The following is a 24800-nucleotide window of genomic DNA, read 5'->3' as shown; positions in this document are numbered from 1 at the left end:
ATGCAGGGACAAAAGATTCCAGCAACCGTGATCACCGGCTTCTTAGGTTCCGGCAAGACGACGCTGATCCGCAATCTGCTGGAAAATGCCAATGGCAAGCGTATCGCGCTCATCATCAATGAGTTTGGCGATCTGGGCGTTGATGGTGGAATTCTGAAAGGCTGCGGTATCGAGAGCTGCCGTGAGGAAGATGTGATCGAACTTAACAATGGTTGCATCTGCTGCACTGTTGCAGATGACTTCATTCCGACCATGACCAAGCTTCTGGATCGTGCGGATCGTCCTGATCATATCGTGATCGAAACTTCTGGCCTGGCACTGCCTCAGCCGCTGGTCGCTGCTTTCAACTGGCCTGAAATCAAGACGCAGGTAACAGTCGACGGCGTGGTGACGGTTATAGATGCTGCTGCCGTTGCAGAAGGCCGTTTTGCTGACGATCATGACAAGGTAGATGCTCAGCGCGCGGCGGACGAATCTCTTGACCACGAAAGCCCTTTAGAGGAACTTTTTGAGGATCAGATTCATGCAGCCGACCTTATCGTTCTGAACAAAGCCGATCTCGTTGATCCGTCGAAACTCGATAGCGTGAAGGCCGATGTGGCTGAACGCTCAACACGTCGCGTCAACATGGTGCCAGCAAGCTTTGGCAAGCTTGGTGCGGATGTGCTGCTCGGTCTTGGCGTGGGTACGGAAGATGATATTGCCAACCGCAAATCCCATCATGAAATCCATCATGCTGATGGCCATGAGCATGATCACGATGAGTTTGAAAGCTTTGTTGTGGAAGCAGGCTCGGTTGCTGATCCAAAGGCATTTACCGAGAAGCTCAAAGCTGTGATTGCGGAGCACGATGTTCTGCGTCTCAAGGGCTTTGTCGATGTGCCGGGCAAGCCGATGCGTCTGGTTGTGCAGGCCGTTGGTCCGCGTATTGAGCATTATTTCGATCGTCCATGGGGCAAGGATGAAGCGCGCAATACGCGTCTTGTCGTCATTGGTCTGCATGAGATTGACGAGCAGACAATCACCAAATCTGTGAAAGACGCCGTTTCGTAATGCATCTTTTACTTGCCCAGAAAGGAACGATAAGCGACGGCAATGAGGCCGTCGACCTCGGCCAGACGCCGGGTGACATATTGTTCCTTTCCGCTGCCGATACGGAACTGGCCAGTCTTGCTCAAGCACATAAGCTTGGGCAAAGCGGGCCAAGTCTCCGACACAGTGTGCGACTGGCCAACTTTCTAAGCCTCACACATCCCATGTCGGTCGACGCTTATATTGAGCGTACGGCACAACATGCGAAGCTTATTGTCGTGCGGATTATTGGTGGCGAGACCTATTGGCCTTACGGGCTTGAGGCGCTTCATGCCTGTGCGGTTTCACACGGCATCAAGATCGCCGTGCTGCCGGGTGATGATAAGCCCGATTACGGACTGACAAGGTTTTCGACCGTGCCAGCGCAGGAGCGGGATGCTCTCTGGCAATATCTGATCGAGGGCGGGGCCGCCAATACGTCTCGCTTTCTTGATTATTGTTGCGCATTGATTGATGAAAGCGAAAAGCCGGAAGAGGCGGCACCGCTTCTAAAAGCTGGACTGTGGTGGCCGGATATGGCCGCGCCTTCGCTCGATCTCATCCGCCAGCAATGGAAGGCCGCTGATGCGCCTGCTGCGGCAATCATTTTTTATCGTGCGCTCGTGCAGAGCGGACAGACACAGCCGGTTGAAGCAATGATCAGGGCATTGCAGGCCAAGGGCTTGAACCCAGTTCCGATCTTTGTTTCCAGCCTCAAGGACAGACTTTCGGCGGCGGTTGTTGATGGCCTGTTTGAAGATTGCCAGCCGGATATTGTGCTCAATGCAACCGGCTTTGCGATTTCATCACCGGGTGCCGAGCGTAAACCGACCGTGCTTGATAAGCGCGGCAATATGGTTTTGCAGGTGATCTTTTCTGGTACGCCAAAAGCCACATGGCAGGCATCTCAGCAGGGGCTGCTGGCGCGCGATCTCGCGATGAATGTGGCGCTGCCGGAAGTGGATGGCCGAGTGCTGTCGCGTGCGGTGTCGTTCAAATCGGCAAAGCAATTCGATAGCGCGGTTGAAGCCAATATAGTCACCCACGAGCCGGATGAAGGTCGCGTGGCTTTTGTGGCGGAACTGGCGGCAAACTGGGTGCGCCTGAAGCGGAAAGCGCAGCAAGAACGCCGCATTGCGTTGATCCTCGCCAATTATCCAAACCGCGATGGTAGGCTTGGCAATGGCGTTGGGCTTGATACGCCTGCGGGAACTGTGGAAGTGCTGTGGGCTATGAAAGGTGAGGGCTATCAGGTAGGTGAGGTGCCTGCCAATAGTGATGCTTTCATGCAGCTTTTGATGGCTGGCCCAACCAATGCCGCGCGTGATGGGCGTGTAATCCGCGAAATCATTTCTCTGAATCAATACAAGGCTTTCTTTGCAAAGCTTCCGAATGTGATTCAGAATGAAGTGACAATGCGCTGGGGTGGTCCGGAGAATGACCCGTTCTTTGATAGAAAGCTTGAAGGTTTCGCACTGCCGCTGATGAAACTTGGCGAAACCATTGCCGGTATTCAGCCAGCACGCGGCTATAATATTGATCCGAAAGAAACCTATCACTCACCTGATCTGGTGCCACCGCATGGCTATATCGCGTTTTATGCTTATCTGCGTGATGTGGCGAAGATCGATGCCATCGTGCATATGGGCAAGCATGGGAATCTGGAATGGCTGCCCGGTAAAGCCTTAGCGCTATCGGAAAATTGCTATCCCGAAGCGGTCTTCGGCCCGACACCGCATGTATATCCGTTTATCGTCAATGATCCGGGTGAAGGCACGCAGGCCAAGCGCCGCGCGGGCGCCGTGATCATCGATCATCTGACGCCGCCGTTGACGCGAGCCGAAAGCTATGGCCCGCTCAAGGATCTGGAAGCACTGGTCGATGAATATTACGAGGCGTCGGGCGTTGATCCGCGTCGCCTGCTGCGGTTGAAAGCGCAAATTCTTGATCTGGTGCGCGATATTGGTCTCGACCGCGACGCGGGTATTCACGACCATGACGATGAAGATATGGCGCTGCAAAAGCTTGATGCCTATCTCTGCGATCTCAAGGAAATGCAGATCCGTGATGGGCTGCATATTTTTGGTCTGGCCCCAGAGGGGCGTTTGCTTACCGATTTGCTGGTAGCACTGGCACGCGTTCCGCGTAGTATTCCTGTTGCTCTGGGTGGCTCACCGGGCGAACAGAGCCTGCAACGTGCAATAGCAAAAGATGCAGGTCTTGGCGAAGAATTTGATCCGCTCGATTGTGCGATGGCTGATCCGTGGATCGGGCCGAAGCCTGCACTGCTGTTGGCTGCAAGTCCTGCAAGCTGGCGTATTAAAGGTGATACGGTTGAACGTATCGAATTGCTTGCCGCGCAGTTTGTGGAGGGCGAGGTTGACTGCCCGGCAGAGTGGACGCAGACCAATGCAGTATTGCAATCGATCAATGATCATTTGCGCCCAATGGTGACATCCTGTGGCCCTTCGGAGATTGAAGGTTTTCTGTCTGCCATTTCAGGGCGCTTTGTGCCGCCGGGACCATCGGGTGCGCCAACGCGTGGACGGCCAGATGTTTTGCCGACTGGGCGCAATTTCTTCTCGACCGATAGCCGTGCCGTGCCGACACCAGCCGCATGGGAACTGGGGCGTAAATCAGCTGAACTGCTCATCACGCGCTACACACAGGATCATGGCGAGTGGCCGACATCGTTTGGTTTGACCGCATGGGGCACTTCCAATATGCGCACCGGCGGCGATGATATTGCGCAGGCGCTTGCGCTCATCGGTGTGAAACCTGTCTGGGATATGGCTTCGCGCCGTGTCACTGGCTATGAGATCGTGCCGATTGCCAAGCTTGGACGCCCGCGCGTGGATGTGACATTGCGCATTTCTGGCTTCTTCCGCGATGCTTTCCCCGAACAGATTGCACTGTTTGACAAGGCCGTTCGTGCTGTGGGTGCACTCGATGAAGAGGCGGACGACAATCCGATTGCTAACCGCATCAAAGCTGAACAAGCACGGCTTATCGCAACGGGGGCTGATGAAAAGACTGCCGAGCGTCGCGCGGGCTATCGCGTGTTCGGATCAAAGCCCGGCGCCTATGGTGCTGGATTGCAGGCACTGATTGACGAAAACGGCTGGGCCGGTCGCAACGATCTGGCAGAAGCCTGGCTCGTCTGGGGTGGTTATGCCTATGGCGCAGGCGAAGAAGGCCAAGCGGAACGCGGGCTTCTTGAAGAACGGCTTCGTTCGGTGCAGGCCGTGGTGCAAAATCAGGATAACCGCGAGCACGATTTGCTCGATAGCGACGATTATTATCAGTTCGAAGGTGGAATGGCTGCGACTGTTGAGAAACTGACGGGCGCGATGCCGACCGTCTATCACAACGATCATTCAAAACCTGAGAAGCCGGTTATCCGTACACTCGAAGAAGAGCTGGCGCGGGTTGTGCGTGGCCGTGCGGCAAACCCCAAATGGATCGCTGGTGTGATGCGCCATGGCTATAAGGGTGCAGCGGAAATTGCCGCCACTGTCGATTATCTTTTCGCTTTCGCAGCTACGACTGGCAAAGTCGGTAATCATCACTTCGAGGCTGTCTATCAGGCTTATATCGCTGATAGAGCGGTGCATGATTTTATGCTTGAGAAAAACCCGGCTGCATTGAGTGAAACCGCGTCAAAGCTCAACGATGCAATTGAACGTGGCTTTTGGGTGCCGCGTTCCAATTCTGCGCGGTTTGAGCTGGAAAACCTTATGGAGTATCGCACGAAAACGACGATGTGACGTGCCACTCTTTGTTTGTAAGCAAAGTCCGATCTGGAAGATCTGTCATCTTCCGTGGACCTTGTTAAACTTAAAAAACTGATTCCGGAAAGGGCATTAAATGGCTGAGAAATCTGCGAAACTTCTTTCGATGACGGAAGAGGAATTGAATGCCCGTCATGCCGATAAAATGCGCAAGAAGAAAGCGGCGCGCGACAAGATTCAGGCCACCAAGACCGACGAAAAAGGTCTTGTGATTGTCCATACGGGCAAAGGCAAGGGTAAGTCGAGCGCAGGCTTCGGTATGGTTTTCCGTGCGCTTGGCCATGGCATGAAAATTGGTGTCGTGCAGTTTGTCAAAGGTTCATGGGATACCGGCGAGCGCTGGGTACTGGAGAAGTTTCCGGAGCAGGTGACAATCTCGGCGCTTGGCGAAGGCTTTACCTGGGAAACGCAGGATCGTGCTCGCGATATCGCCATGGCGCGTGACGCATGGGAACAGGCGAAGGCCCTGATCCTCGATGAAAGCTATGACATGGTGCTTTGCGACGAGCTCAATATCGTGCTTCGCTATGACTATCTGCCGGTCGATGAAGTGATTGAAGTGTTGAAGGCCAAGCCTGAAATGAAACACGTCATCATCACCGGGCGTAACGCCAAAGATGAACTGATTGAGTTTGCTGATCTTGTCACCGAGATGGAAATGATCAAACATCCGTTCCGTTCGGGCGTGAAGGCGCAAAAGGGGATCGAGTTCTGATCATGGTAGCAAGCTGGCAATTCTGGGCATTGATGTCGGCAGTTTTCGCTGCCTTGACGGCGATATTCGCGAAGGTCGGCATTCAGGGCATCAATTCAGATTTTGCTACGCTGGTTCGTACGCTGGTGATTATCGGCGCACTGTGTCTTTTTCTGACCGTGACAGGTCAATGGCAGAAGCCCGGCGAGATTTCTGCAAAGTCGTGGGTGTTTCTCGTGCTTTCCGGTCTTGCGACCGGCGCCTCATGGCTTGCCTATTTTCGGGCGCTGCAAATTGGTGACGCGTCACGCGTCGCCCCTATCGATAAACTGTCGGTCGTTTTAGTCGCGCTTTTCGGCGCAGCCTTCCTTGGCGAACGTATGTCTACAATCAACTGGCTTGGAATTGCGCTGATCGGCTGTGGTGTTGTGCTGGTAGCGCTGAGGATTTAGAGCGCATCCCGAAAAGTGCGAAGCGGTTTTCGGATATAGATGCGCGTTGAAACAAATAACTAGAAACCTATCATCTGGCGAATAGGATTGCTCGGCTCCATCAGTAGCCGCACGGCAAGCGCGAGGCTCACTACAATCAGCAGGGGCTTTATGATGCGTGAGCCAATCTTCATGGCAAGGCTTGCACCGATCTGAGCGCCGATGAACTGTGCAATCCCCATACAGATGCCTAGTTTCCAGTTGATCGTGCCAACGAGCGCGAAAGTGGCAAAGCCGCCGATATTGGATGCGCAATTGAGCAGCTTGGTATGAGCAGTTGCTTTCAGTACGCCGTAGCCTGCAAGTGCGACGAATGCCAGCATGAAGAATGAACCGGTGCCGGGGCCGAAAAGCCCGTCGTAAAAGCCAATCAATGGAACCAGCGTGACGCCAAACAGGAAAGGTCCTATCCGGCGTGCGCGATCCACATCACCAAGGCTTGGTTTCACCGCAAAGTAAATGGCAATCGCGATCAGCAGAATTGGCAGTGCTGCCCGCATGATATCGACGGGCAGGACGGTTGCTAAAAGCGCACCAAAAACTGAACCGACCAGCGATGCAATGGCTTCGGGCCATTGTTCCTTGATGTTCACATGGCCTTTGCGTGCGTAGGCAATGGTTGCAGAGGAAGAGCCGAACAGACCTTGCAACTTGTTTGTGCCAAGCGCTTCGACAGGTGGTACACCTGCCAGAAGCAAGGCAGGGATCGTAATCATACCGCCTCCGCCTGCGATAGAATCGATAATGCCCGCAATGAAAGCGGCCATGGTCAGGAGGAGCGTCAATGTATCGAAAAATTCAAGCATGGGGGGTCCGGCAAAAGTTGACGCAACATAGAGCAGACAACCTGATTGCGCCAGACGCGTTTCGCCTGCTTTTTCGGGTAAAGACGACGGCGGGAACTTGCTGGCGCTTGCGTTGTTTTTTTGTTCAGGCATCATTATTGATGCAGGTCAGGTTGGTAACAGGAGACGGTCATCCATGAGCGAAAGCATTTTCGAACGCATTACTGCGTTTCTCAGCAAAAAGAGTGCTGTGCAGCGTGTCGCCGAAGATCCGGCACTCGCTTCGGAACTGCTTCTTCTGCTTCATGTGGTTTTTGCCGATGGCGATCGTCATCCGGCAGAAATTGCAGCTTTCAGAGACATTGTTTCCGAGAATTTTGGTATTTCGGCTGAAGAGCTGCCAGAAGTTACCGAGTATCTTAAAGACTTTGGCTATGAGACCACCACCAAGCAGGCGGCTTCTATGCTGGCTGAAATGGCCCCTGAACGCCGTGCGTCACTGCTGCGCGATCTAATGCGCATTGCGCGTGCAGATAATCATGTTGATCAGTCCGAAACAGCGATGATCAAGCGCATTGCCGACATCCTTGGCGTTACAGCGGATGATTTGCGGCAGGCTCAGCAGCTGGCCCCGCAATCGGCACCTCGTGCAGTCTAAGGAAAAACGGGCTGCGCTTGGGATGGGAAGTTCGTCAGGCGTAAGTCTCGAGGAACTCGTTTCATTGGCAGACAAGGTTTTGCTTAAAGCCGGTTTGAAGCGACCGGCTGTCATAGCAACAATTTCCACCAAGCAAGGTGATCTGGTCTGGGCCAAGTTTGCTCAACATTATGGTTGCAAGCTGCACTTCTTTGATGCCGAGCGGCTCGAAGAAGAAACGCCAAAGTTGAAGCACCCGTCGGACGTTGTTTTCGCTACGGTCGGATGCCATGGCGTTGCAGAATCTGCAGCGCTTGCTGCGGCTGGAGCTGATGCAGAATTGTTGATCGGAAAAACGACCAGTGAATGTGCCACCGCAGCGATTGCGGTGACACGGAGCGTATGAATTACGCGATCTTCACTTTGCGACGTTGCACGATGTAGGTTGCAACAGTCGCAACGAGCAGCAGGGCAGCGGTTGCAACGATGACAGCCACATAGGCATTTTCGAATGCCTCCGATGCGAGGGTAGTCAGAGCATAGGCATCCGCTTCCGGCATCGATTGTGCAGCGAGAAGCGCTTCATCCAGGCTGTCGCGGACAACAGATGGAATGCTTGAGCCTGCAGGCAGGATAAGGCTGGCGGTATAGAATGCCGACAGGATACTTCCGAAGATCGTCACACCCAGCGCATTGCCAAGTTCAAACGAAACTTCCTCGACAGATGCCGCCATGCCAGCCTTTTCGGCCGGTGCATTGCCCATGATTGACGAGGATGCGCCGGTCATTGCACAGCCAACACCAAAACCGAGGACTGCAAGCCCCGCCAGATAGAAATGCGTCGAGAGCTTATAGGTCAGGATATAGATCACCACACCGAGAGCGGTGATGCCGAGCGACGCCCAAAGTACCTTGCCTGCGCCAAGGCGCGGCAACATCATACCAGCCAGCGGTCCAGCTACAAAGGCCGCAAGTGGAATAGGCAAGATCATCAGGCCAGCCTGCAAAGGCGTCATGCCTTCGATCAGCTGCATGCGCTGGCTGAACACCAGTTCCATGCCAGTCATCGAACCGGACGCAACGAGAGCCGCAAACACACCCGTTGAGAACAGTCGGTTATTAAACAGCGAGAAGTCGATGAGCGGCTCCTTGCTTGAAAACTGACGACGCACGAAAATGGTCGTTGCGATGAGGCCGATAATCAGAGCACTCGCAAAGACAGTCATCGATGCATCGCGCTTGGCAAGTTCCTTGACGGCATAGGTCAACGCGATCAGGCCGATCATAATCTGGATCGAGCCGACGAGATCCCATTTGCGCTTGGAGCCAAGGGGACGATTTTCAAGGTTGAAGGCCGAAAGTGCCAGGGCCACCAGTACAACAGGCACGTTAATCAGGAACACTGAGCCCCACCAGAAATATTCGAGCAGTACACCGCCCGCGACAGGGCCGATGGCCGCGCCACCCGAAGCAATCGCCGCCCAGATGCCAATGGCAAGCGAGCGTTCTTTTTCATCGGTGAAGGTCAGTCGAATGATCGACAGCGTAGCAGGCATCATCATTGCCGCGCCACAGGCGAGAAATGCGCGGGCTGCGATCAGCACTTCCGGGTTTGGCGAATAGGCTGCGCATAGCGAAGCAAGGCCAAACACCACCAGGCCATTCATGAACATGCGCTTGTGGCCGAGCTTGTCGCCTAGCGTGCCGAGGCCCGGCAGCAGGCCTGCCACCACCAGCGGGTAGATATTCATGATCCAGAGCTTTTCGGAAGCACTTGCCGCCAGATCATGGGTGAGGCGTGGCAGCGCTGTGTAAAGCACTGTCATATCCACAACGATCAGAAACAACGCGCTGGAAACAATTGCGAGAACGAGCCAGCGATTTTGCGGCAACATCGGATTAAACCTTTTCAATACGAACGTATTCAAACTTGTCAGGGTGGCTGACATAATATAAATCCGTCCGTATGGAAAGTAAGAAATTGCAGAAAACCGGTCGTCCGCGCTCAATCGACCGTGACCACGTTCTGGATATGGCCGAGAAGCTGGTTGCCGAAGGTGGTATCGTTGCGCTGACCATGGATGCGGTGGCGCAGGCCTCCGGTGTTACCAAGGGCGGGGTGCAATATTGCTTTGGTAATAAAGACGGGCTGATGAAAGCTATGATCGAGCGGTGGGGCGACCGGTTCGACGATTTGGTGACAGCGCGCAAACAGCACAGACAAGATGCGATTTCACATATTGCTGCCCATATCGCGGTGACGCGCGAAAGCGATGCTGAGGACGATTCACGATTTGCCGCCATGATGGCGAGCCTTATTCCCAACTCCCATTATCTCGATGAAACGCGGACCTGGTATCGCAAGCAGTGGGATGGACTTGATGTTTCGACACCTGAAGGCAGGCGCGCGAGATTGGCTTTCATTGCTAATGAGGGTGCATTTCTGCTCAGAAGCTTCAACTTCTTCGAGCTGACTCCGGAAGAGTGGCAGTCGATCTTCAATGATATTCAAGGACTTTTGCCTGAAAAAGATTGACTCTTCTGCCACCTGACAGGCATTCGAAACGCCTGAACAGAGGAAGAAAACGTGACAGTTCATTTCATTGGAGCCGGTCCCGGTGCCGCCGACCTTATCACCGTGCGTGGTTTGCGACTGATCGAAAGCTGTCAGGTCTGCATTTATGCAGGATCGCTGGTGCCAAAAGAAGTTGTTGCATCTGCACCCGATAATGCGCTGCTGATTGATAGTTCCTCGCTGACACTTGATGAAATCATTGCGGCGATTGAGGCGGCTCATGCCAAAGGGCATGATGTTGCACGGGTGCATTCAGGAGATCCATCGATTTATGGCGCGATGGCTGAACAGATGCGCAGGCTTGATACGCTCAGTATCCCTTATGACGTGACGCCGGGTGTCCCGGCTTTTGTAGCGGCTGCGGCTGCAATGAAACAGGAACTGACAATTCCGGAAGTTAACCAGAGCATTATTCTGACGCGGACTTCGGTAAAATCATCTGCGATGCCGGAAGGTGAGGATCTCGCCACACTGGGTAAATCTGGTGCGACTTTGGTCATTCACCTATCGATCCGGAACCTTGCGAAGATCGAAACGGAGCTGACGCCACTATACGGTTCTGACTGTCCAGTGGTCGTTGCATACCGAATTGGGTGGTCAGACGAGCAGATATTGCGCGGAAAACTGTCTGACATTGTGGCGAAAGTGGAGCTTTCTGGCGTCAAAAGAACGGCGATGGTGTTCATTGGACGTGGTCTTGACCCGAAGAACTTCCGGGATTCAGCGCTCTATCATGAAGCGCATAGTCATGTTGCGCGCTCAAAACCTTAAAGCTGAACGCGCGAATTCAATTGCTTTATCCACAGTGGCGACAACAGTTTTGGCCGTAACTGGTGGGCGGCTGATCATCATGACCGGGATGGCGAGATCACGGGCCGCTTTGATCTTGGCATAAGAGATGCTGCCGCCGGAATTGCGGCTGACGATCAACCCGATTTTGCGTCCGCTAAGGAATTGGACCTCAGCTTCATAATTGCCGGGCTTTGCCAAGACGATCTCGCAATCGTGCGGGAGTTTGACTTCCGGCGGGTCGATCATCCGCATAACGAAATGCACATCGTTAAGTTCTGCAAAGGGGGCAATGTGCTGTCGTCCTAAAGCGAGCAGAACACGCTCACCAGCGGGGATCAAGGTCGCAGCCTGCGCTTCGTTCTCGACCTCAATCCAGTTATCGCCGCTTGCCTTTTCCCAGGCTGGACGTTCAAGCCGGAGTAGCGGAATATTTGCCATATCGGATGCAACGATAGCATTGTGTGAAATGCGCGTTGCATAGGGATGTGTCGCATCAATCAGAAGATCAATTTTTTCGGTTGCCAGATAAGCCGTTAGACCTTCTGCGCCGCCAAATCCGCCAATGCGCAGCTTGCCGATGACTGGAGCAGGGTTGGCCGTTCGGCCTGCAAGCGAGGTGATAGCTTCGACGGGTAGGGCCTCCAGTGAGGAAGCAAGCTTTGATGCTTCGGCCGTGCCGCCAAGAATGAGTATTTTAGAGGCGGGCAAGGATATTGCCTTTGCGATCCGTCACAATGATTTCGACTTCAACAGGTGCGCCGCGCAGGGTTTCGAGCGCCACCCGCTTAGCTTTTTCAGCAATCGGCGTAGCCATGTCGATGCCAAGGCTTTGAGTCATTTCAAGCACTTCCAGCGTAGTGTTCGCAAAAAGAATCCGGTCCTTCATGTCGCTTGGCGCGCCAGCCTTTTCGGCAATAGTCCAGAGGAAGCTTTTATCGACCTGTGAGCGCGCGGAATGAAGATCAAGTTCACCCTGAGCAAGTTTTGTAAGCTTGGCGAATCCACCTGCAAGGGTAAGCTTATCGATGGGATGCGCTCGCAGATATTTGAGTACGCCACCAGCAAAATCACCCATGTCGAGAATTGCAAAATCCGGCAGATCATAAAGTGCTTGTGCTGCGTCTTCAGAGGTTGAGCCGGTCGCAGCGAGTACATGTTTTTGCTTTTCGGCACGCGCCACATCTATGCCGCGATGGATAGAATGTATCCATGCTGAACACGAAAAGGGATGCACAACGCCTGTCGTACCCAAGATCGAAATGCCGCCAACGATGCCAAGGCGGGGGTTCCACGTTTTCTGCGCAATTTCTTCGCCACCCGGAACGGAAATCGTAATCACCAGATCGGCAGGCAGACCATATTCCGCACATATCTGTTCGCAGATCTCTGTCATCATGCGGCGCGGAGTTGGATTGATTGCCGCTTCGCCCGGCTGAATTTGCAAGCCGGGTCGGGTTACGGTGCCTACGCCTTCACCAGCCTGAAACACAATGCCTGTGCCGGGAGGGGCAGGGAAAACGGTTGAAATGATTGTTGCGCCGTGCGTGACATCCGGATCATCACCCGCATCTTTGACGATACCTGCCATGGCATAGCCTTCACCCAGCCCTTCATATTCAAGCTGGAAATAGGGGACTTCGCCTTTGGGCAAGATGATGCCGACCGGATCGGGGAATTCACCGGTAATGAGCGCAGTCAGCGCTGCCTTGGTAGCAGCTGTGGCACAGGCACCCGTTGTCCAGCCGCGACGCAGTTCGGCTTTTTCTTTGTCCGTTTCCGGAGTTTTATTCGCAGGGTCGGTTTCATCGTTCATGGACGCCTTATAATGTATCTGATAGCTGTGCCGCTAGTGGATTGAATCTTACGTTTGTATTTCTACTGAAGTAGGCGTCGTAACAAACGTAAAATTCGAAAAATCCACTAGGTTCATAGAGATGCTAGTGGTCTTTTAAACTCCAAAATTTCTCAGCGCTGGTAACCGATGGTGGTAAATTTTGGAGTTAGACCACTAGATAGAATTATGGTTGATGACGATGATTAAGCCTGAACATGCGCCGGAATGTATCGTTGCGAAGAGCAAAGTCAGCTTGCCCGCGATACAGCCCGGGCACGTCTGGCTTGTTGGTGCCGGGCCGGGTGATCCGGGCCTGCTTACATTGCATGCGGTCAACGCGCTGCGAGAAGCGGATGTTATTGTCTATGATGCGCTGGTCGATGAAGCCTGTCTTTCACTCAAGCGCGATGACGCAATTGTTGAATACGCAGGCAAACGAGGCGGCAAGCCTTCACCAAAGCAGCGCGATATTTCGCTGCGATTGGTTGAGCTAGCTCAGGAAGGCAAGAAGGTTCTGCGCCTGAAAGGTGGTGATCCATTCGTCTTTGGGCGCGGAGCCGAGGAAGCGCTGACGCTTGTTGAACATGGCGTGCCGTTTCGCATTGTGCCAGGCATTACAGCGGGTATCGGCGGTCTTGCCTATGCAGGAATTGCGGCCACGCATCGCGATATCAACCAATCAGTTACATTCCTCACGGGCCACGATGCAACAGGGCTGATGCCAGATCGTATTAATTGGGAGGGCATTGCTCAGTCTTCTCCGGTTATTGTGATGTATATGGCGATGAAGCATATCGACGTCATCACAGAGCGTCTGATGACAGCAGGACGCTCGCCAGATGAGCTGGTCGCATTTGTCTGCAATGCCAGCTTGCCTGAACAGGTGGTTCTGGAGACAACATTGTCACGCGCGGTTGTAGATGTAGAAGCATCGGGTCTCAAGCCACCGGCAATCGTGGTTGTGGGAGAGGTAGTGAAGCTACGTGCTGGGCTTGACTGGGCCGGTGCATCTCAGGGTCGAAAACTGACAAGCGATCCGCTTCATCTTAGCAGAGAGAAGAGCGCATGAAGGGTTTCATGATTGCAGCGCCGGCTTCCGGTTCAGGCAAAACCACTTTGACGCTTGGGCTGCTGCGCGCTCTAAAGCGGCGCGGCGAGGCGCTTGCACCTGCGAAAGCTGGTCCCGATTATATCGATCCTGCTTACCATAAGGCTGCCAGCGGTGTGGATTGCTTTAATCTTGATCCCTGGGCCATGCGGCCAGAGCTTATCAGTGCCATTTCATCCCGTATGACTGAGGGCAACAAGCTGCTTGTTGTTGAAGGCATGATGGGGCTTTTCGACGGATCGCTCGATGGAAAGGGTTCGTCGGCAGATCTGGCGCGAACTCTTGATCTGCCAGTGGTTCTGGTGGTCGATTGCGCCCGCCAATCCCATTCCATTGCAGCACTCATTTCGGGTTTCAGCCAGTTTCGCAAAGATGTGCTGATTGCCGGGGTTATTCTTAACCGGGTTGGCAGCGGCAGACATGAGGCCATGCTGCGCGAAGCGATCAAACCGCTCGGTATTGCCGTTCTGGGCGTAATTCCGCGAGATGAAGCGCTGGTTCTGCCTTCCAGGCATCTTGGGCTTGTTCAAGCAGCGGAACATGCCGATCTGGAGCGTTTCCTTGAGCACGCTGCGGATGTGGTTGATGCGCGTATTGATTTAAGCGCATTAGAGCATATCTGGTCGCGGCCAAAGCATCATGAGGCTATGGCGAATGTTCCTCGCCTCACGCCGCTTGGAAACCGCATTGCAGTAGCGCGAGACGACGCCTTTGCCTTTGCCTATGCGCATCTATTTGCAGGCTGGCGCAGGCGTGGTGCTGAGCTTTCATTCTTTTCACCGCTTGTTGACGAAGCGCCCGATGAAAGTGCTGACGCCATTTATCTGCCGGGAGGCTATCCTGAGCTTTATGCCGGGAAATTGAGCCAAGCGCAGCATTTCCAGCAGAGCATGAGGCGCGCTGCGGATCGTGGTGCGCGCATTTACGGCGAGTGTGGCGGCTATATGGTGCTGGGTGAGACGCTGGAAGATTCGTCATCGGTTAAGCACGCTATGCTTGGGCTGCTTCCGCTTGAAACAAGCTTTGCCAAACGCAAAATGCACCTTGGCTATCGCAAACTGGAACCTTTGTCGGGTTCGCCATGGCCGTTGCCGCTTTACGCCCATGAGTTTCACTATGCCAGTATTGTGCGTGAAGGTGAGGCCGAACGGCTGTTCCGCGTCCGCGATGCGTTAGGCGAGGAACTGGGAGAGGCGGGACTTCGCGTTGGTTCAGCTGCTGGCTCCTTCATGCATGTAATTGATTTTTCCGGAGAGAATGCCTGAACATGACTATTGAGCATGGCGGAGCGCTGGATAGGGCCATTGCGCGCTTTGGCGGTAAGGCCGACGACTGGCTTGATCTTTCAACGGGTATCAATCCCGAACATTTTCCTCTGCCGGAACTGGCTGCGCCCTTGTGGAATCGTTTGCCGGATGAGGGGTTATTGTTGCGGGTTCTGACTGCGGCGCGTTCCTATTACGAAGCAGGTCAGAATGCGCCAATCGTTGCCAGCCCGGGAACGCAGGCGCTTATTCAGCTTATTCCGACATTGCTTGAACCTGCGACGGTCGCCATTTTGGGCCCGACCTATCAGGAACATGCGGCAGCTTTTGAAGCGGCGAACTGGAATGTGATCGAATGTGCGACGCTCGACGACATCCCAGAGGATGCACGGGTGGTCACAATCGTCAATCCGAACAACCCGGATGGCCGGATTATTGCGCGGCCTGATTTGCTGGGGCTTGCGCGAAAGTTGGGCGAGCGTGGCGGTTTTCTGGTTGTGGATGAGGCTTTTGCCGATCCGCATCCGGAGGTGAGCATTGCAAGACATGCTGCGAATGCGCCGCTGGTCGTGTTGAAATCCTTTGGCAAGTTCTTTGGCCTTGCAGGTGTCCGGCTTGGGTTCCTGCTTGCGAATGATGAGCTTGTGAAGCGCGTTGCAGACAGGCTCGGTCCATGGGCTGTGGCGGGACCAACGCTTGCGATTGCACTCCATGCTTTCGAAAGTGGTGTTGAACTTGAGGCCTTTCACGGACGCATTGATACAAGACGGGCAGAACTTGCCGCGACGCTCGCACATTGTCAGCTCTTGGAAGTAGGTGGCACAGCTCTGTTTTCGCTCGTTGAACATGAAAATGCTCGTGCAATTTACGATGCACTTTGTGAGCGGCATATTCTTGTCCGAAAGTTTGCCTATGCACCAAGCTGGCTGCGCATCGGACTCGCGCCTGATCAGGCGGGCCTTATGCGATTTGAACATGCATTGCGGGATATTCTCCGCTTGAAAAAGTGATTCAGGAAAGCGCATCAAGTCGATGGAAATAAAGCTGATTATTCTTGCTTTAGCGCTTGTTCTGGACCGTGTGGTGGGTGATCCGCCGCAGCTCTGGCAGAAAGTTCCGCATCCGGTGGTTCTGTTTGGCAAGGCAATCAGCTGGGGTGAAAAACGTCTCAACGATCATAGTCTTTCCGTCAATGCACTGCGCAGTAATGGCATATGGCTGATAATCGGACTGGTAATTTCATGTGTTGTGGTGGGGTTGGCGCTAGACTATTTGCTGCCTTATCTGGGGACAGCGGGCGCGCTGGTTGAAATCACCATCGTCGCAGTGTTTCTGGCCCAGAAAAGCCTTGCCGATCATGTGCGGGCGGTAGCCTCTGGGTTGCGTGAAGACGGTATTGAAGGTGGTCGCAAAGCGGTTTCGATGATTGTCGGACGGAACCCGGATCAGCTCGATGAAGGCGGTATCAGTCGCGCAGCGATTGAAAGCCTTTCCGAGAATGCGTCGGATGGCATTGTTGCTCCTGCTTTCTGGTTTCTCGTCGGCGGATTGCCGGGGCTCTTCGCGTATAAACTCATCAACACGGCAGACTCGATGATCGGCCATCTCAATGACCGTTATCGTCATTTCGGGCGTTTCGCTGCCCGTCTCGATGATTTTGCAAACTATATTCCAGCACGATTGACCGGATTGCTGACTGCAATAGCTGCTGCGTTTACGGTCGATAAAAAAGCCGGGAAAAGAACACTATCCGTCATGTGGCGCGATGCGCGCCTGCACCGTTCGCCCAATGCTGGATGGCCGGAATCGGCCTTTGCAGGTGCGCTTGAGCTGGCACTTGCCGGACCGCGCCAATATGGATCGGAAAAGGTCGAAGCACCGCTGTTTTATGGTGAAGGTAAGCGGGAAGCTGATGCAGACGATATCGATGCTGCGCTTTCGCTTTTCTGGTCGAGTATGAGTGTTATGACCGGGATTATTATCGCTGCTAGCCTGATCGGGCTAATCAGTCAGCTGTTATAAAATGCGTCCCATCATAGCGCTGCAGGCGATTTGGATTGTCGCTGCGCATACCGTTACCATCGAATTTGATTGTGCCAAGCGCGGTTTCAAATGAGCTGTCGCGCAAGATATCAATAAGCGGCAGCTTTTGTTCCGCAGCTTTGCTGATCGCGGAAGCCGCGAGTTCAATGCTGGCAAAACCAGTGACGGAATAGGCTTCCGGCAGTTTGCCTGCCTGACTGATGGCATCGACCGCCGTTTTTGCTGTCGAAAGATCCTGCGGCTTCAGAGGTGCAATCATCAGGGTTTCAGTGCTCAGTGGTTGAGCACCCGGCGCTGCATTGAGGACGCTGCCGCCCGCGATAACCAGCGGATATTTAAGTGCCACGGCACTTGTGCCAATAGCTGCAATGTCGTCGCGTTCCCCACCGACATAAACATGCGTTGCTCCTGCACGACGCAGGCGCGCAACAAGCGCGTTTTGGTTTTCGAGGCCGGGGCGATATGTATCCGTGAAAACAGGCTGAAGCTGCTGGTCCTTCAGGTGAGCCAAAACCTGCCCCGCACGTTCGCGGCCTTCAATCGTGCCATCGTCTATGACCGCGAAGGGCTGGGAGCGCCATAGGCTTGCCAGAAAGCTACCCGTAGCACGCGTTTCCTTCTCCAGCCCTGTCGTAATGCGGAAAACCGGAAAAGGCGTTGCTGCACGCTTTTCTGTAAGGGTTTGTTCGCTGACGCCTGAGGCGATGACAGGAATATTCTGCTGGCTCAGAACGGGAAGTGCTGCTTCCAACGCTTCCGAACAGAGAAAGCCGGTTACGATCTGGACGTTTTCTTTGATGAAGGTTTCTGCCGCGGCTTTGCCACCTTCTGCATCACAGCGATTATCTGCAACGACGAGCTGCGCGTTTTTCGCACTGGCCGCCACGCGGGCGCCTTCGATCAGCTGGTTTCCAAGCGGGGCAAAGCCGCCACTCAAAGGTGCTGCCATTCCAATGCGAATTTCAGTCGCATTTTCCTGCGCTGATGCTGGAAAGCAAAGCATTGTGAAAGCCGATAGCGCCAGGGCGAAGAGTTTCGTCCCGTTGAGAACGCGCAATTCCGGGCGGAAAACCGCTTCATGTCTTTCGGGCAATTGCTCTGGCTTGATCACGCGATTTATCTTCTTCAAACATTTCATGGCTAATTGAACGAAAAGTGGGTAGCGGTTTCCTCGCCTTTGTGCAATGCCCGTATATGTATACAGGCAATCAGATATTGATTTCAGGAAGCCTGGCAGACAATACGGATGCTTGCTGACGTGCAAACGGATAAAAACACTACCTCAAATACTGTATCGCTCGAGCCGAAGACTTATCGCGATGCGATGAGTCATTATGCAGGTGCGGTGCAGGTTGTTACCACCGCAGGTGCTGCCGGAAGGCGCGGACTTACTTTAACTGCGGCCTGTTCAGTTTCGGATAACCCGCCAACTCTGCTGATATGCCTGCAGAAAATGCACGAAGAGAACCTGCTTTTCATCAAGAACGGCGTGTTTGCGGTTAATACGCTGGCAGGCTCACATCAGCAGCTTGCCGATGCGTTTTCAGGGCGTATAGGGCTTACGCAAGACGAGCGTTTCGAGCTGGCACAATGGGACATAATCGATACGGGTGCACCTGTACTCAAAGGCGCGCTGGCGGCTTTTGATTGTCGTGTGACAAGTGTGCAGGAGCATTCCACGCATCATGTACTGTTTGGCGAGGTCGTTGGCTTGCGTTCGAATGCAGACGAAGTAGCGCTGATTTATCTCAATCGTCGCTATCATACGCTGGAACTCTGAAATTGTTTGAGGGAGGGAGAATGAACAAGCGGGCTGGATTATTCGCGGGTTTGTTGCTGTTGACTGCAACATCCGCTTTCGCCCAAGGACCGCTCCCCCCGTTCAAGGATGATTATTTCGCCTATCCGGGCGTGCTAAGCAGCGCCGACAATGGCGATTATAAAGTCATCGATTACAACGAAATGCGCGATATCAATGGTCGCGATTCCGTGCCTGAAAAGCGCGTTAAAGACGCTTATGTTTCGCTAAAAGCGCGTGCATATCAGAAAGATGTCGTCTTCCAGACGGCGGCAGGGCCGGTAAAGGCCATGGCTGCTGGAAAGCAGAGCGGTGCATCGTTTATCGTCATTTATCTGCACGGGCGCGGCGGTAATCGTCTGCAAGGCATGAATGATTTTACGTTTGGCGGCAATTTCAACCGCGTGAAGAACCTTGCGGCGACCAATGGCGGACTTTATCTGACGCCGGACTTCAAGGATTTTGCGGCAACGGGTGAAGCGCAAGTTGCGGGGCTCATCGAAGCTGCGAAAGCGACTTCACCATCTGCACCGCTCATACTGGCTTGTGGATCGCAGGGTGGGGCGCTTTGCTGGCGTATCGCATCGAATGATAATGCGGGCAATCAGCTCTCCGGCCTGATCCTTTTAGGTTCACTGTGGGATGAGGGCTTTTTCAAATCGCCGGCTTTCAAAAAGCGTGTGCCGGTGTTTTTCGGCCATGGCAGTCGCGATCCGGTTTTTGCAATCGATAAGCAGGAAGGCTTCTATCGAGAAATACGCAAGCGCTCGTCCGGTTATCCCGTTCAGTTCCGTCGTTTTGAAAGCGGCAATCATGGAACGCCGATCAGAATGAGCGACTGGCGCGAGATGTTGAACTGGATATTCACGAAACAATGATGACGTCGTTGGGGATGCTCAACGAAAAACCGGCATTGTGGCCTTCCTGCCACTCGACAATCTGTCAAAAGCGAATAGTTATCTCAGTTAAAATTTTACCTAATCAGCAGATCGTAAGAGGTTGATCATGTACGGACGCACCCGCAACGGAGCCCGTTTGTTTGTTATTGCCATGCTGGCTCCTTTGGCTGCCGCTTGTACAACAACTACGCAGAACGCGACGGCTCCAGGCAAGTCTGAAGCGCCAGTAACAGCTTCGACTGTTTCGCTGCCACGTTTCATTCCAACGTCGACGGTCGATTCATCTTTGGCACAGCCTTGCATCACTGCTGCTGCCAATAAGTATTTCTTGCCTGAACGCGTGATCAGCGCAGTTAATTCGCGTCCGGGCGCCGGTGGTGGTACGGATGTTGACCTGAAGGTCGACCTGCGCACTGCAGTTTGTCAGGTTTCTGCAAATGGCTCGGTTCGTTCGGTTGTCGATACGTCGCCAAAGAGCGCCGATCAGATTGCAGCGGAAGCTGCTGCTGCTCAGACTGCATCGGCTGCACCAGCACCGAAAAAGTCGAAGAAGAAGTGATTCAGAAAAACTTTTTAAGTGATGAAAAAGGCAGGGTTTCCCTGCCTTTTTGTTTTTGATCTATTTGGGCTTTTCGCCATACCAGCGCGGCGTGTAAACCCACTCTCCACCTTCCGCGCGTGGAAAACGGGCAGTGTGGGATGAGCCGACAATCACCACGGTTCGCATGTCGACATCGTAAGGTGTGAGTTGCCCGAGCGAAACAACGCGAGTTGTTTCCGCAGGCCTGCCAATGTCGCGACCAAGCACGACTGGCGTTTCAGCATCGCGATACTGCCGGAGGATTTCCAGCGCTCGACCAAGCTGATGCGGGCGGGCTTTGGAAATCGGATTATAGAAAGCCATGGCGAGATCGGCTTGAGCTGCCAGTGCGAGACGCTTCTCGATCACATCCCAGGGCTTGAGATTGTCCGAAAGCGAGATGATGCAGAAATCGTGCCCAAGCGGTGCACCGATGCGGGACGCCGCTGCCATCGCTGCCGAAATTCCGGGCTGGATAACCAGTTCAACGCCTTGCCATGCAACATCAGATGATTCATGCAGTGCCTCAACAACCGCTGCAGCCATTGCAAATACGCCCGGATCGCCGGAAGACACCATCACGACGTCGCGGCCTGAAGCTGCAAGTTCAAACGCATGGCGTGCGCGCTGCATTTCTTCGCGATTGTCGGTCATGTGAATGATCTGATCGTCGCGGAAGGGGCCTGCCATGCGAACATAGGTTTCATAGCCGAGTATGTCTTCGGCCTGTTCGAGATCACGCTGCACTGCTGGGGTCATTAGATCACTGGTACCGGGGCCAAGCCCAATAACCGTGAGCTTACCGCGCTTGCGACCGATAAAAAGAACATCGGCAGGTGCTGCCGCAACAGCCAGCGTCAGGTTTTCAGTCGCTATGTGTTGAACAGGGTTTTCGACCGAGGCGGCTGTAAGATCGGCATCACCTGCAACAAAGCGCAATGGTGCTTCCAATACTTTTGCTGCCCGATGGATATGCGGTGATGCGCAATCTTTCTCATGAGCGAGAAGCAAAGCAAGCGAGTCTATCGATAGGCCTGCATCGTCAAAGGCTTTCCCGATGAGGCTTGTCAGTTCTTCGGTCGGCTTTTCGATAGCGATGGCAATTGTTCGTGGATGATAGATCAGCTCATTTGCCCGTGGCGTGCGGGTTTCGGGCGTGATGCTGATTGTGAGCTTCCCATCGTCAGCAAGCGGCAGCTTTGATGCCGTGAGCCAGCGAGAATTGCCTTTGATTTGTAGTGTTTGACCTGCCAGCAGGTCGGACATGAAAGTCTTGGCGTTGTCCGGATTGGCGAGTGTCAGTTCTGCCGGAGGATGCAGCAGGTTAATGCCAAAGCGTAACTCGCCAGTCGTGGTGATTGCGGGCGCTACTTCCAGTGCATGAGCGATTATTCGCGCCAGATCGTTGACGCCCGACAGACCGCCAAGCAATGGCACGACCGCGCTGCCATCTTCCGCAACGGCCAGAACTGGTGGTTCGATGCGTTTGTTTTGCAGAAGCGGTGCAAGGGCGCGGATGATGATGCCTGAAGCGCACAAAGCGATCACAGGTCGAGCTTCTTCATAAAGTGCGCGGATTATATCGCCAAAATGAGCAAAGCTTTTGTCGGCGCTTTGAACGCGGTTTTCCAGTCCCAGCACTTCCGCATTTCCAAGTGCTGATTGCACTTTCCGCGCTGTGGAAATTGCAGCTTCGCTCAAGATCAGAATTGCAGGCTTCATGCGCCGTTCCATTTGCTGCCCGGAACGAGAATGATCGAGAAATATGGGCAATCGCTACCACTGACCTCGGCCAGTGGCGCAATACGCTGGTTCTGCATGGTTGCACGCTCGATATAAAGCGCACGATCCATCAGCCCAAGCTCGTTGAGCACATCGCGCACCTTGTCGAGATTTTTGCCGAGTTTCATGATGGCTGCGGCCTCAGTGCCAGCGAGACGGGTTTTGAGTTCTTCTGCGCTCATGACGCCTGAAAGGATCGACAGGGTCTGGTTTCGGTAGACCAAAGGTGCGCCAAGCACGGCAGCAGCGCCCAGAACAGAGCAAACGCCAGGCACGACTTCCGTTTCGTATTTTTCGGCCAGTCGGTCATGGATATACATGAACGAGCCGTAGAAAAACGGATCACCTTCCGCGATTACGGCCACGTCGCAGCCTGCATCAAGATGACTTGCAATCGTCGTGGTGATCTCGGCATAGAAATCGCTGACGATTTGCTCATAGTCCATATGATCGGGTAGTTTTTCCGTTGTTACCGGATAGATGAGCGGAACCAAAGTCTGTTCTGAAGACAGATAGGTTTCGACGATCGTTAGTGCATTGCCCTTTTTGCCCTTGGCTGCGTGGTAGGCGACCACAGGAGCGGATTTGAGCAGTCGAAGCGCTTTTAGTGTGATGAGTTCGGGGTCGCCGGGGCCGACACCCAGACCATAAAGCTTGCCTTTGAGGGCCATTATTCGCGCTCCGAAGCAAGTGCATTGACGGCAGCTGCGGTCATAGCGCTACCACCACGACGTCCGCGCACAATGACGAAGGGGACGCCACGGCTGTTCTCAGCCAGCTCGTCCTTGGATTCTGCAGCACCCACAAAGCCGACCGGCATACCGATGATAAGCGCAGGTTTGGGTGCGCCATTGTCCAGCATTTCAAACAGGCGGAAGAGGGCGGTTGGCGCATTACCGATAGCAACGATGCTGCCTTCAAGGTGTGGGAGCCAGAGATCGAGCGCTGCGGCAGAGCGTGTGTTGCCGATCTTTTTCGCCAACTCTGGAACCGATGGATCGTTCAGTGTGCAGATAACATCATTATTGGCTGGCAGTCGGGCACGGGTAATGCCTTCTGCAACCATCCGCGCATCGCAGAGTATTGGTGCACCTTTGAGCAAAGCATCACGTCCGGCCTGTCCTGCGCCATCTGAGAAGACGATGTCTTCAACGATATCGACCATGCCAGATGCGTGAGCCACGCGCACGGCGAGCTTTTCGAGATCCGCAGGTATGCGGCTCAGATCGGCCTCGTCGCGGATGATGGCGAAGGAGCGGTCATAAATGGCCTGCCCGTCGCGGATGTAATCTGTCATGGCGTCCGCTTTTGCTATTTGTTCAGCAGCTTTGCTGCCTCATCAATGGTGATGTTTGACGCCAATAGCCGCCCGAAGCGTGCTGGTCCAGCTTTGTCTTGTAAAAATAGGTCGTAATGCATTGGGGAACGGGCGAGAAGCGTGTGCGGCAAGGGAGAAAGTGCGGCGCAGGATTTGGCGCAGCCCGTGATGTGAATCTGTGTGGTATCGCTTTGTAGCTTACGCGCAAGCTTTTCACTGTCTGCTTGTGTGTCTGCGAGAGCAGAGGCACAGCCTTTGGAACCGGAACAGGCACGAAGACGGGCGGCAGGCGAGGCAGGATCGGTGGAGAAGCCAAGGGCATGTAGCTGGCTGACGATGCTCTTGCCTTCAGCTTCCGCAATATGGGGGATCAGAATGCCTTGCCATGGGGTGAGATGCAGTTCTTCGCTTGCAAATTTGGTAAGTCCACGCAGTTTCTGCGGTGTCAGGCGACCAAGCAGCGGCATGGCGCCGACATAGAAGTTGCCGTCGAGCTGGCGATGTAAGCCAAGATGCGCGTGAGCGATGGGTGCTTTGCGTTGCCAGCTTGCTGGTGCATCAAATGCGAATGGAAGCGTTTGCAGAAAATCTGCGACTGGCATCACCTCGAAGAGGTGCTTGATGCGGGCAATGCCTTTGTGGCTCGCACCAAGAAAATGTTGTAGCATCGCTTCGATAAAAGGCAGCGCGTGTTCGTTTGAAACGAGGCCAAGCGCCTGTTTGTCAGGCGATGAAGCCAATCCAAACGCATAGGCTTTGCCGCCTTCAATGGCTGAGAGCCAGATGTCGCCAGGATGTGAAACCATAGCGCAATCTTCGCCACCATCGATCTGGAGCGAGAATTTGGGCGATAGCGCGTGATAAGTTTCATTGTCCTGCAAAACGGAAAGCAGATTGGCGGCGAGGGCAGTCACATCGCTAATCTGACCATGATCGATACCAGCAGTGGGGCTGACGATGACATTGCGAACATCATCTGCTGCTTCGTTTTGCGCGCCAAGCCCAGCCTCGTGAAGAGCTCCGATGATATCCGGCCAGACGTCGGGATGAATGCCGCGAAGCTGAATATTGGAGCGAATCGACAATTCAATCGCGCCCGTTTCAAATCGTTCGGCGATATCTGCGATGGCTTGAGCCTGTGCCACGCTGAGCCTTCCGAGCCGGAGTTTGATGCGAGCGATTGCGCCATCCTTGCTCATCACCATGCGCGAAAGTCCCGGACAGGCACTACGCCGGTCGGGTCTGACAGCAATGGTCTGGCTTTTTGGCTTGCTCAACATATTGGCCTTATACGCCTTCGCGCTTGCACTTGCTACTGCACCGCCATACGAACAAAG

The 24800-nt window shown here is 54.0% G+C and carries 24 protein-coding genes; 15 read left to right on the top strand and 9 right to left on the bottom strand.

Going from position 1 to position 24800, the window contains the following annotated elements; translation table 11 throughout:
• The 4 genes from cobW (at position 1) to KMS41_06550 (ending at position 6008) form a co-directional block, all read left to right on the top strand.
• The gene (gene cobW, locus KMS41_06565; GenBank protein ID QWK76789.1) at positions 1-1053 is read left to right on the top strand and encodes a cobalamin biosynthesis protein CobW; all 1053 of its coding nucleotides are present in this window, start codon (positions 1-3) and stop codon (positions 1051-1053) included.
• Positions 1053-4838, top strand: coding sequence for a cobaltochelatase subunit CobN (gene cobN, locus KMS41_06560; GenBank protein ID QWK76788.1), 3786 nt, complete (start codon positions 1053-1055; stop codon positions 4836-4838). Before cobW ends, cobN begins: the two co-directional genes overlap by 1 nt.
• A gap of 100 nt (positions 4839-4938) precedes the next feature.
• Positions 4939-5577, top strand: coding sequence for a cob(I)yrinic acid a,c-diamide adenosyltransferase (gene cobO / locus KMS41_06555; protein QWK76787.1), 639 nt, complete (start codon positions 4939-4941; stop codon positions 5575-5577).
• A gap of 2 nt (positions 5578-5579) precedes the next feature.
• On the top strand, positions 5580-6008 hold the full coding sequence (locus KMS41_06550; protein ID QWK76786.1) for an EamA family transporter: 429 nt from the start codon (positions 5580-5582) through the stop codon (positions 6006-6008).
• A 59-nt stretch (positions 6009-6067) separates the two neighbouring features.
• Here the strand turns inward: KMS41_06550 and KMS41_06545 are convergent, their stop codons facing one another.
• Positions 6068-6853 carry a TSUP family transporter gene (locus KMS41_06545; protein QWK76785.1) on the bottom strand — a complete coding sequence of 262 codons (786 nt, stop codon included), beginning with the start codon at positions 6851-6853 and terminating at the stop codon, positions 6068-6070.
• Positions 6854-7028: 175 nt separating this feature from the next.
• Here KMS41_06545 and KMS41_06540 point away from each other — a divergent pair, with 175 nt between their 5' ends.
• Together KMS41_06540 and KMS41_06535 are read left to right on the top strand one after the other, a co-directional pair.
• Positions 7029-7490 carry a TerB family tellurite resistance protein gene (locus KMS41_06540; protein QWK76784.1) on the top strand — a complete coding sequence of 154 codons (462 nt, stop codon included), beginning with the start codon at positions 7029-7031 and terminating at the stop codon, positions 7488-7490.
• A 22-nt stretch (positions 7491-7512) separates the two neighbouring features.
• On the top strand, positions 7513-7875 hold the full coding sequence (locus tag KMS41_06535) for a cobalamin biosynthesis protein (GenBank protein QWK76783.1): 363 nt from the start codon (positions 7513-7515) through the stop codon (positions 7873-7875).
• 1 nt (position 7876) lies between these two features.
• Here the strand turns inward: KMS41_06535 and KMS41_06530 are convergent, their stop codons facing one another.
• Complete coding sequence (locus KMS41_06530) at positions 7877-9364, bottom strand: MFS transporter (protein ID QWK78796.1); 1488 nt, start codon at positions 9362-9364, stop codon at positions 7877-7879.
• 71 nt (positions 9365-9435) lie between these two features.
• Here KMS41_06530 and KMS41_06525 point away from each other — a divergent pair, with 71 nt between their 5' ends.
• Positions 9436-10005: a TetR/AcrR family transcriptional regulator gene (locus KMS41_06525; protein ID QWK76782.1), complete on the top strand. Its 570-nt coding sequence runs from the start codon at positions 9436-9438 to the stop codon at positions 10003-10005.
• Between the two features lie 51 nt (positions 10006-10056).
• Entirely contained in the window at positions 10057-10815 is a 759-nt protein-coding gene (gene cobM / locus KMS41_06520) for a precorrin-4 C(11)-methyltransferase (GenBank protein QWK76781.1), read from the top strand.
• Here the strand turns inward: cobM and KMS41_06515 are convergent.
• Both KMS41_06515 and KMS41_06510 read right to left on the bottom strand, forming a co-directional pair.
• Positions 10804-11544, bottom strand: a complete 741-nt coding sequence (locus tag KMS41_06515; protein ID QWK76780.1) for a cobalt-precorrin-6A reductase — start codon at positions 11542-11544, stop codon at positions 10804-10806. The two genes, cobM and KMS41_06515, sit on opposite strands and share 12 nt — an antisense overlap.
• Positions 11531-12649: a cobalt-precorrin-5B (C(1))-methyltransferase gene (locus tag KMS41_06510; protein QWK76779.1), complete on the bottom strand. Its 1119-nt coding sequence runs from the start codon at positions 12647-12649 to the stop codon at positions 11531-11533. Before KMS41_06510 ends, KMS41_06515 begins: the two co-directional genes overlap by 14 nt.
• Before the next feature lie 220 nt (positions 12650-12869).
• On the opposite strand from KMS41_06510, the gene cobA reads away from it, so the two are divergent.
• From cobA to cbiB, 4 genes are read left to right on the top strand one after another with little or no spacing between them, the layout of a single operon-like run.
• On the top strand, positions 12870-13739 hold the full coding sequence (gene cobA, locus KMS41_06505; protein QWK78795.1) for a uroporphyrinogen-III C-methyltransferase: 870 nt from the start codon (positions 12870-12872) through the stop codon (positions 13737-13739).
• Complete coding sequence (locus tag KMS41_06500) at positions 13736-15043, top strand: cobyrinate a,c-diamide synthase (GenBank protein ID QWK76778.1); 1308 nt, start codon at positions 13736-13738, stop codon at positions 15041-15043. The genes cobA and KMS41_06500 overlap by 4 nt, the downstream gene beginning before the upstream one ends.
• Positions 15040-16053 carry a threonine-phosphate decarboxylase CobD gene (gene cobD, locus KMS41_06495; protein QWK78794.1) on the top strand — a complete coding sequence of 338 codons (1014 nt, stop codon included), beginning with the start codon at positions 15040-15042 and terminating at the stop codon, positions 16051-16053. Before KMS41_06500 ends, cobD begins: the two co-directional genes overlap by 4 nt.
• Before the next feature lie 22 nt (positions 16054-16075).
• Positions 16076-17065: an adenosylcobinamide-phosphate synthase CbiB gene (cbiB, locus tag KMS41_06490; protein QWK76777.1), complete on the top strand. Its 990-nt coding sequence runs from the start codon at positions 16076-16078 to the stop codon at positions 17063-17065.
• On the opposite strand, the gene KMS41_06485 is transcribed toward cbiB, so the two are convergent.
• Positions 17049-18089, bottom strand: a complete 1041-nt coding sequence (locus tag KMS41_06485) for a branched-chain amino acid ABC transporter substrate-binding protein (protein ID QWK78793.1) — start codon at positions 18087-18089, stop codon at positions 17049-17051. The two genes, cbiB and KMS41_06485, sit on opposite strands and share 17 nt — an antisense overlap.
• A gap of 243 nt (positions 18090-18332) precedes the next feature.
• Between KMS41_06485 and KMS41_06480 the strand changes: the two genes are divergently transcribed.
• The 3 genes from KMS41_06480 (at position 18333) to KMS41_06470 (ending at position 20342) form a co-directional block, all read left to right on the top strand.
• On the top strand, positions 18333-18866 hold the full coding sequence (locus tag KMS41_06480; GenBank protein ID QWK76776.1) for a flavin reductase: 534 nt from the start codon (positions 18333-18335) through the stop codon (positions 18864-18866).
• A 20-nt stretch (positions 18867-18886) separates the two neighbouring features.
• Positions 18887-19762, top strand: coding sequence for an alpha/beta hydrolase (locus KMS41_06475; protein QWK76775.1), 876 nt, complete (start codon positions 18887-18889; stop codon positions 19760-19762).
• A 127-nt stretch (positions 19763-19889) separates the two neighbouring features.
• A complete protein-coding gene (locus KMS41_06470; protein ID QWK76774.1) occupies positions 19890-20342 on the top strand; it encodes a hypothetical protein in 453 nt (150 codons plus the stop codon).
• Positions 20343-20402: 60 nt separating this feature from the next.
• Here KMS41_06470 and cobJ read toward each other — a convergent pair whose 3' ends face one another.
• The 4 genes from cobJ to cobG are packed head-to-tail and all read right to left on the bottom strand — an operon-like array spanning position 20403 to position 24743.
• Positions 20403-22085 (bottom strand): precorrin-3B C(17)-methyltransferase, encoded by a 1683-nt coding sequence (gene cobJ / locus KMS41_06465; GenBank protein ID QWK76773.1) that lies wholly within the window; start codon positions 22083-22085, stop codon positions 20403-20405.
• Positions 22082-22816, bottom strand: a complete 735-nt coding sequence (locus tag KMS41_06460; GenBank protein QWK76772.1) for a precorrin-2 C(20)-methyltransferase — start codon at positions 22814-22816, stop codon at positions 22082-22084. The genes cobJ and KMS41_06460 overlap by 4 nt, the downstream gene beginning before the upstream one ends.
• Positions 22816-23442 carry a precorrin-8X methylmutase gene (locus KMS41_06455; protein QWK76771.1) on the bottom strand — a complete coding sequence of 209 codons (627 nt, stop codon included), beginning with the start codon at positions 23440-23442 and terminating at the stop codon, positions 22816-22818. Before KMS41_06455 ends, KMS41_06460 begins: the two co-directional genes overlap by 1 nt.
• Before the next feature lie 14 nt (positions 23443-23456).
• Positions 23457-24743 carry a precorrin-3B synthase gene (cobG, locus tag KMS41_06450; GenBank protein QWK76770.1) on the bottom strand — a complete coding sequence of 429 codons (1287 nt, stop codon included), beginning with the start codon at positions 24741-24743 and terminating at the stop codon, positions 23457-23459.
• Positions 24744-24800 lie beyond the last annotated feature (57 nt).

This window comes from Ochrobactrum sp. BTU1, assembly GCA_018798825.1.
GTDB lineage: Bacteria > Pseudomonadota > Alphaproteobacteria > Rhizobiales > Rhizobiaceae > Brucella.
The sequence above is the reverse complement of the archived record's forward strand: the minus strand, read 5'-3'. Positions and strand labels throughout refer to the sequence as shown.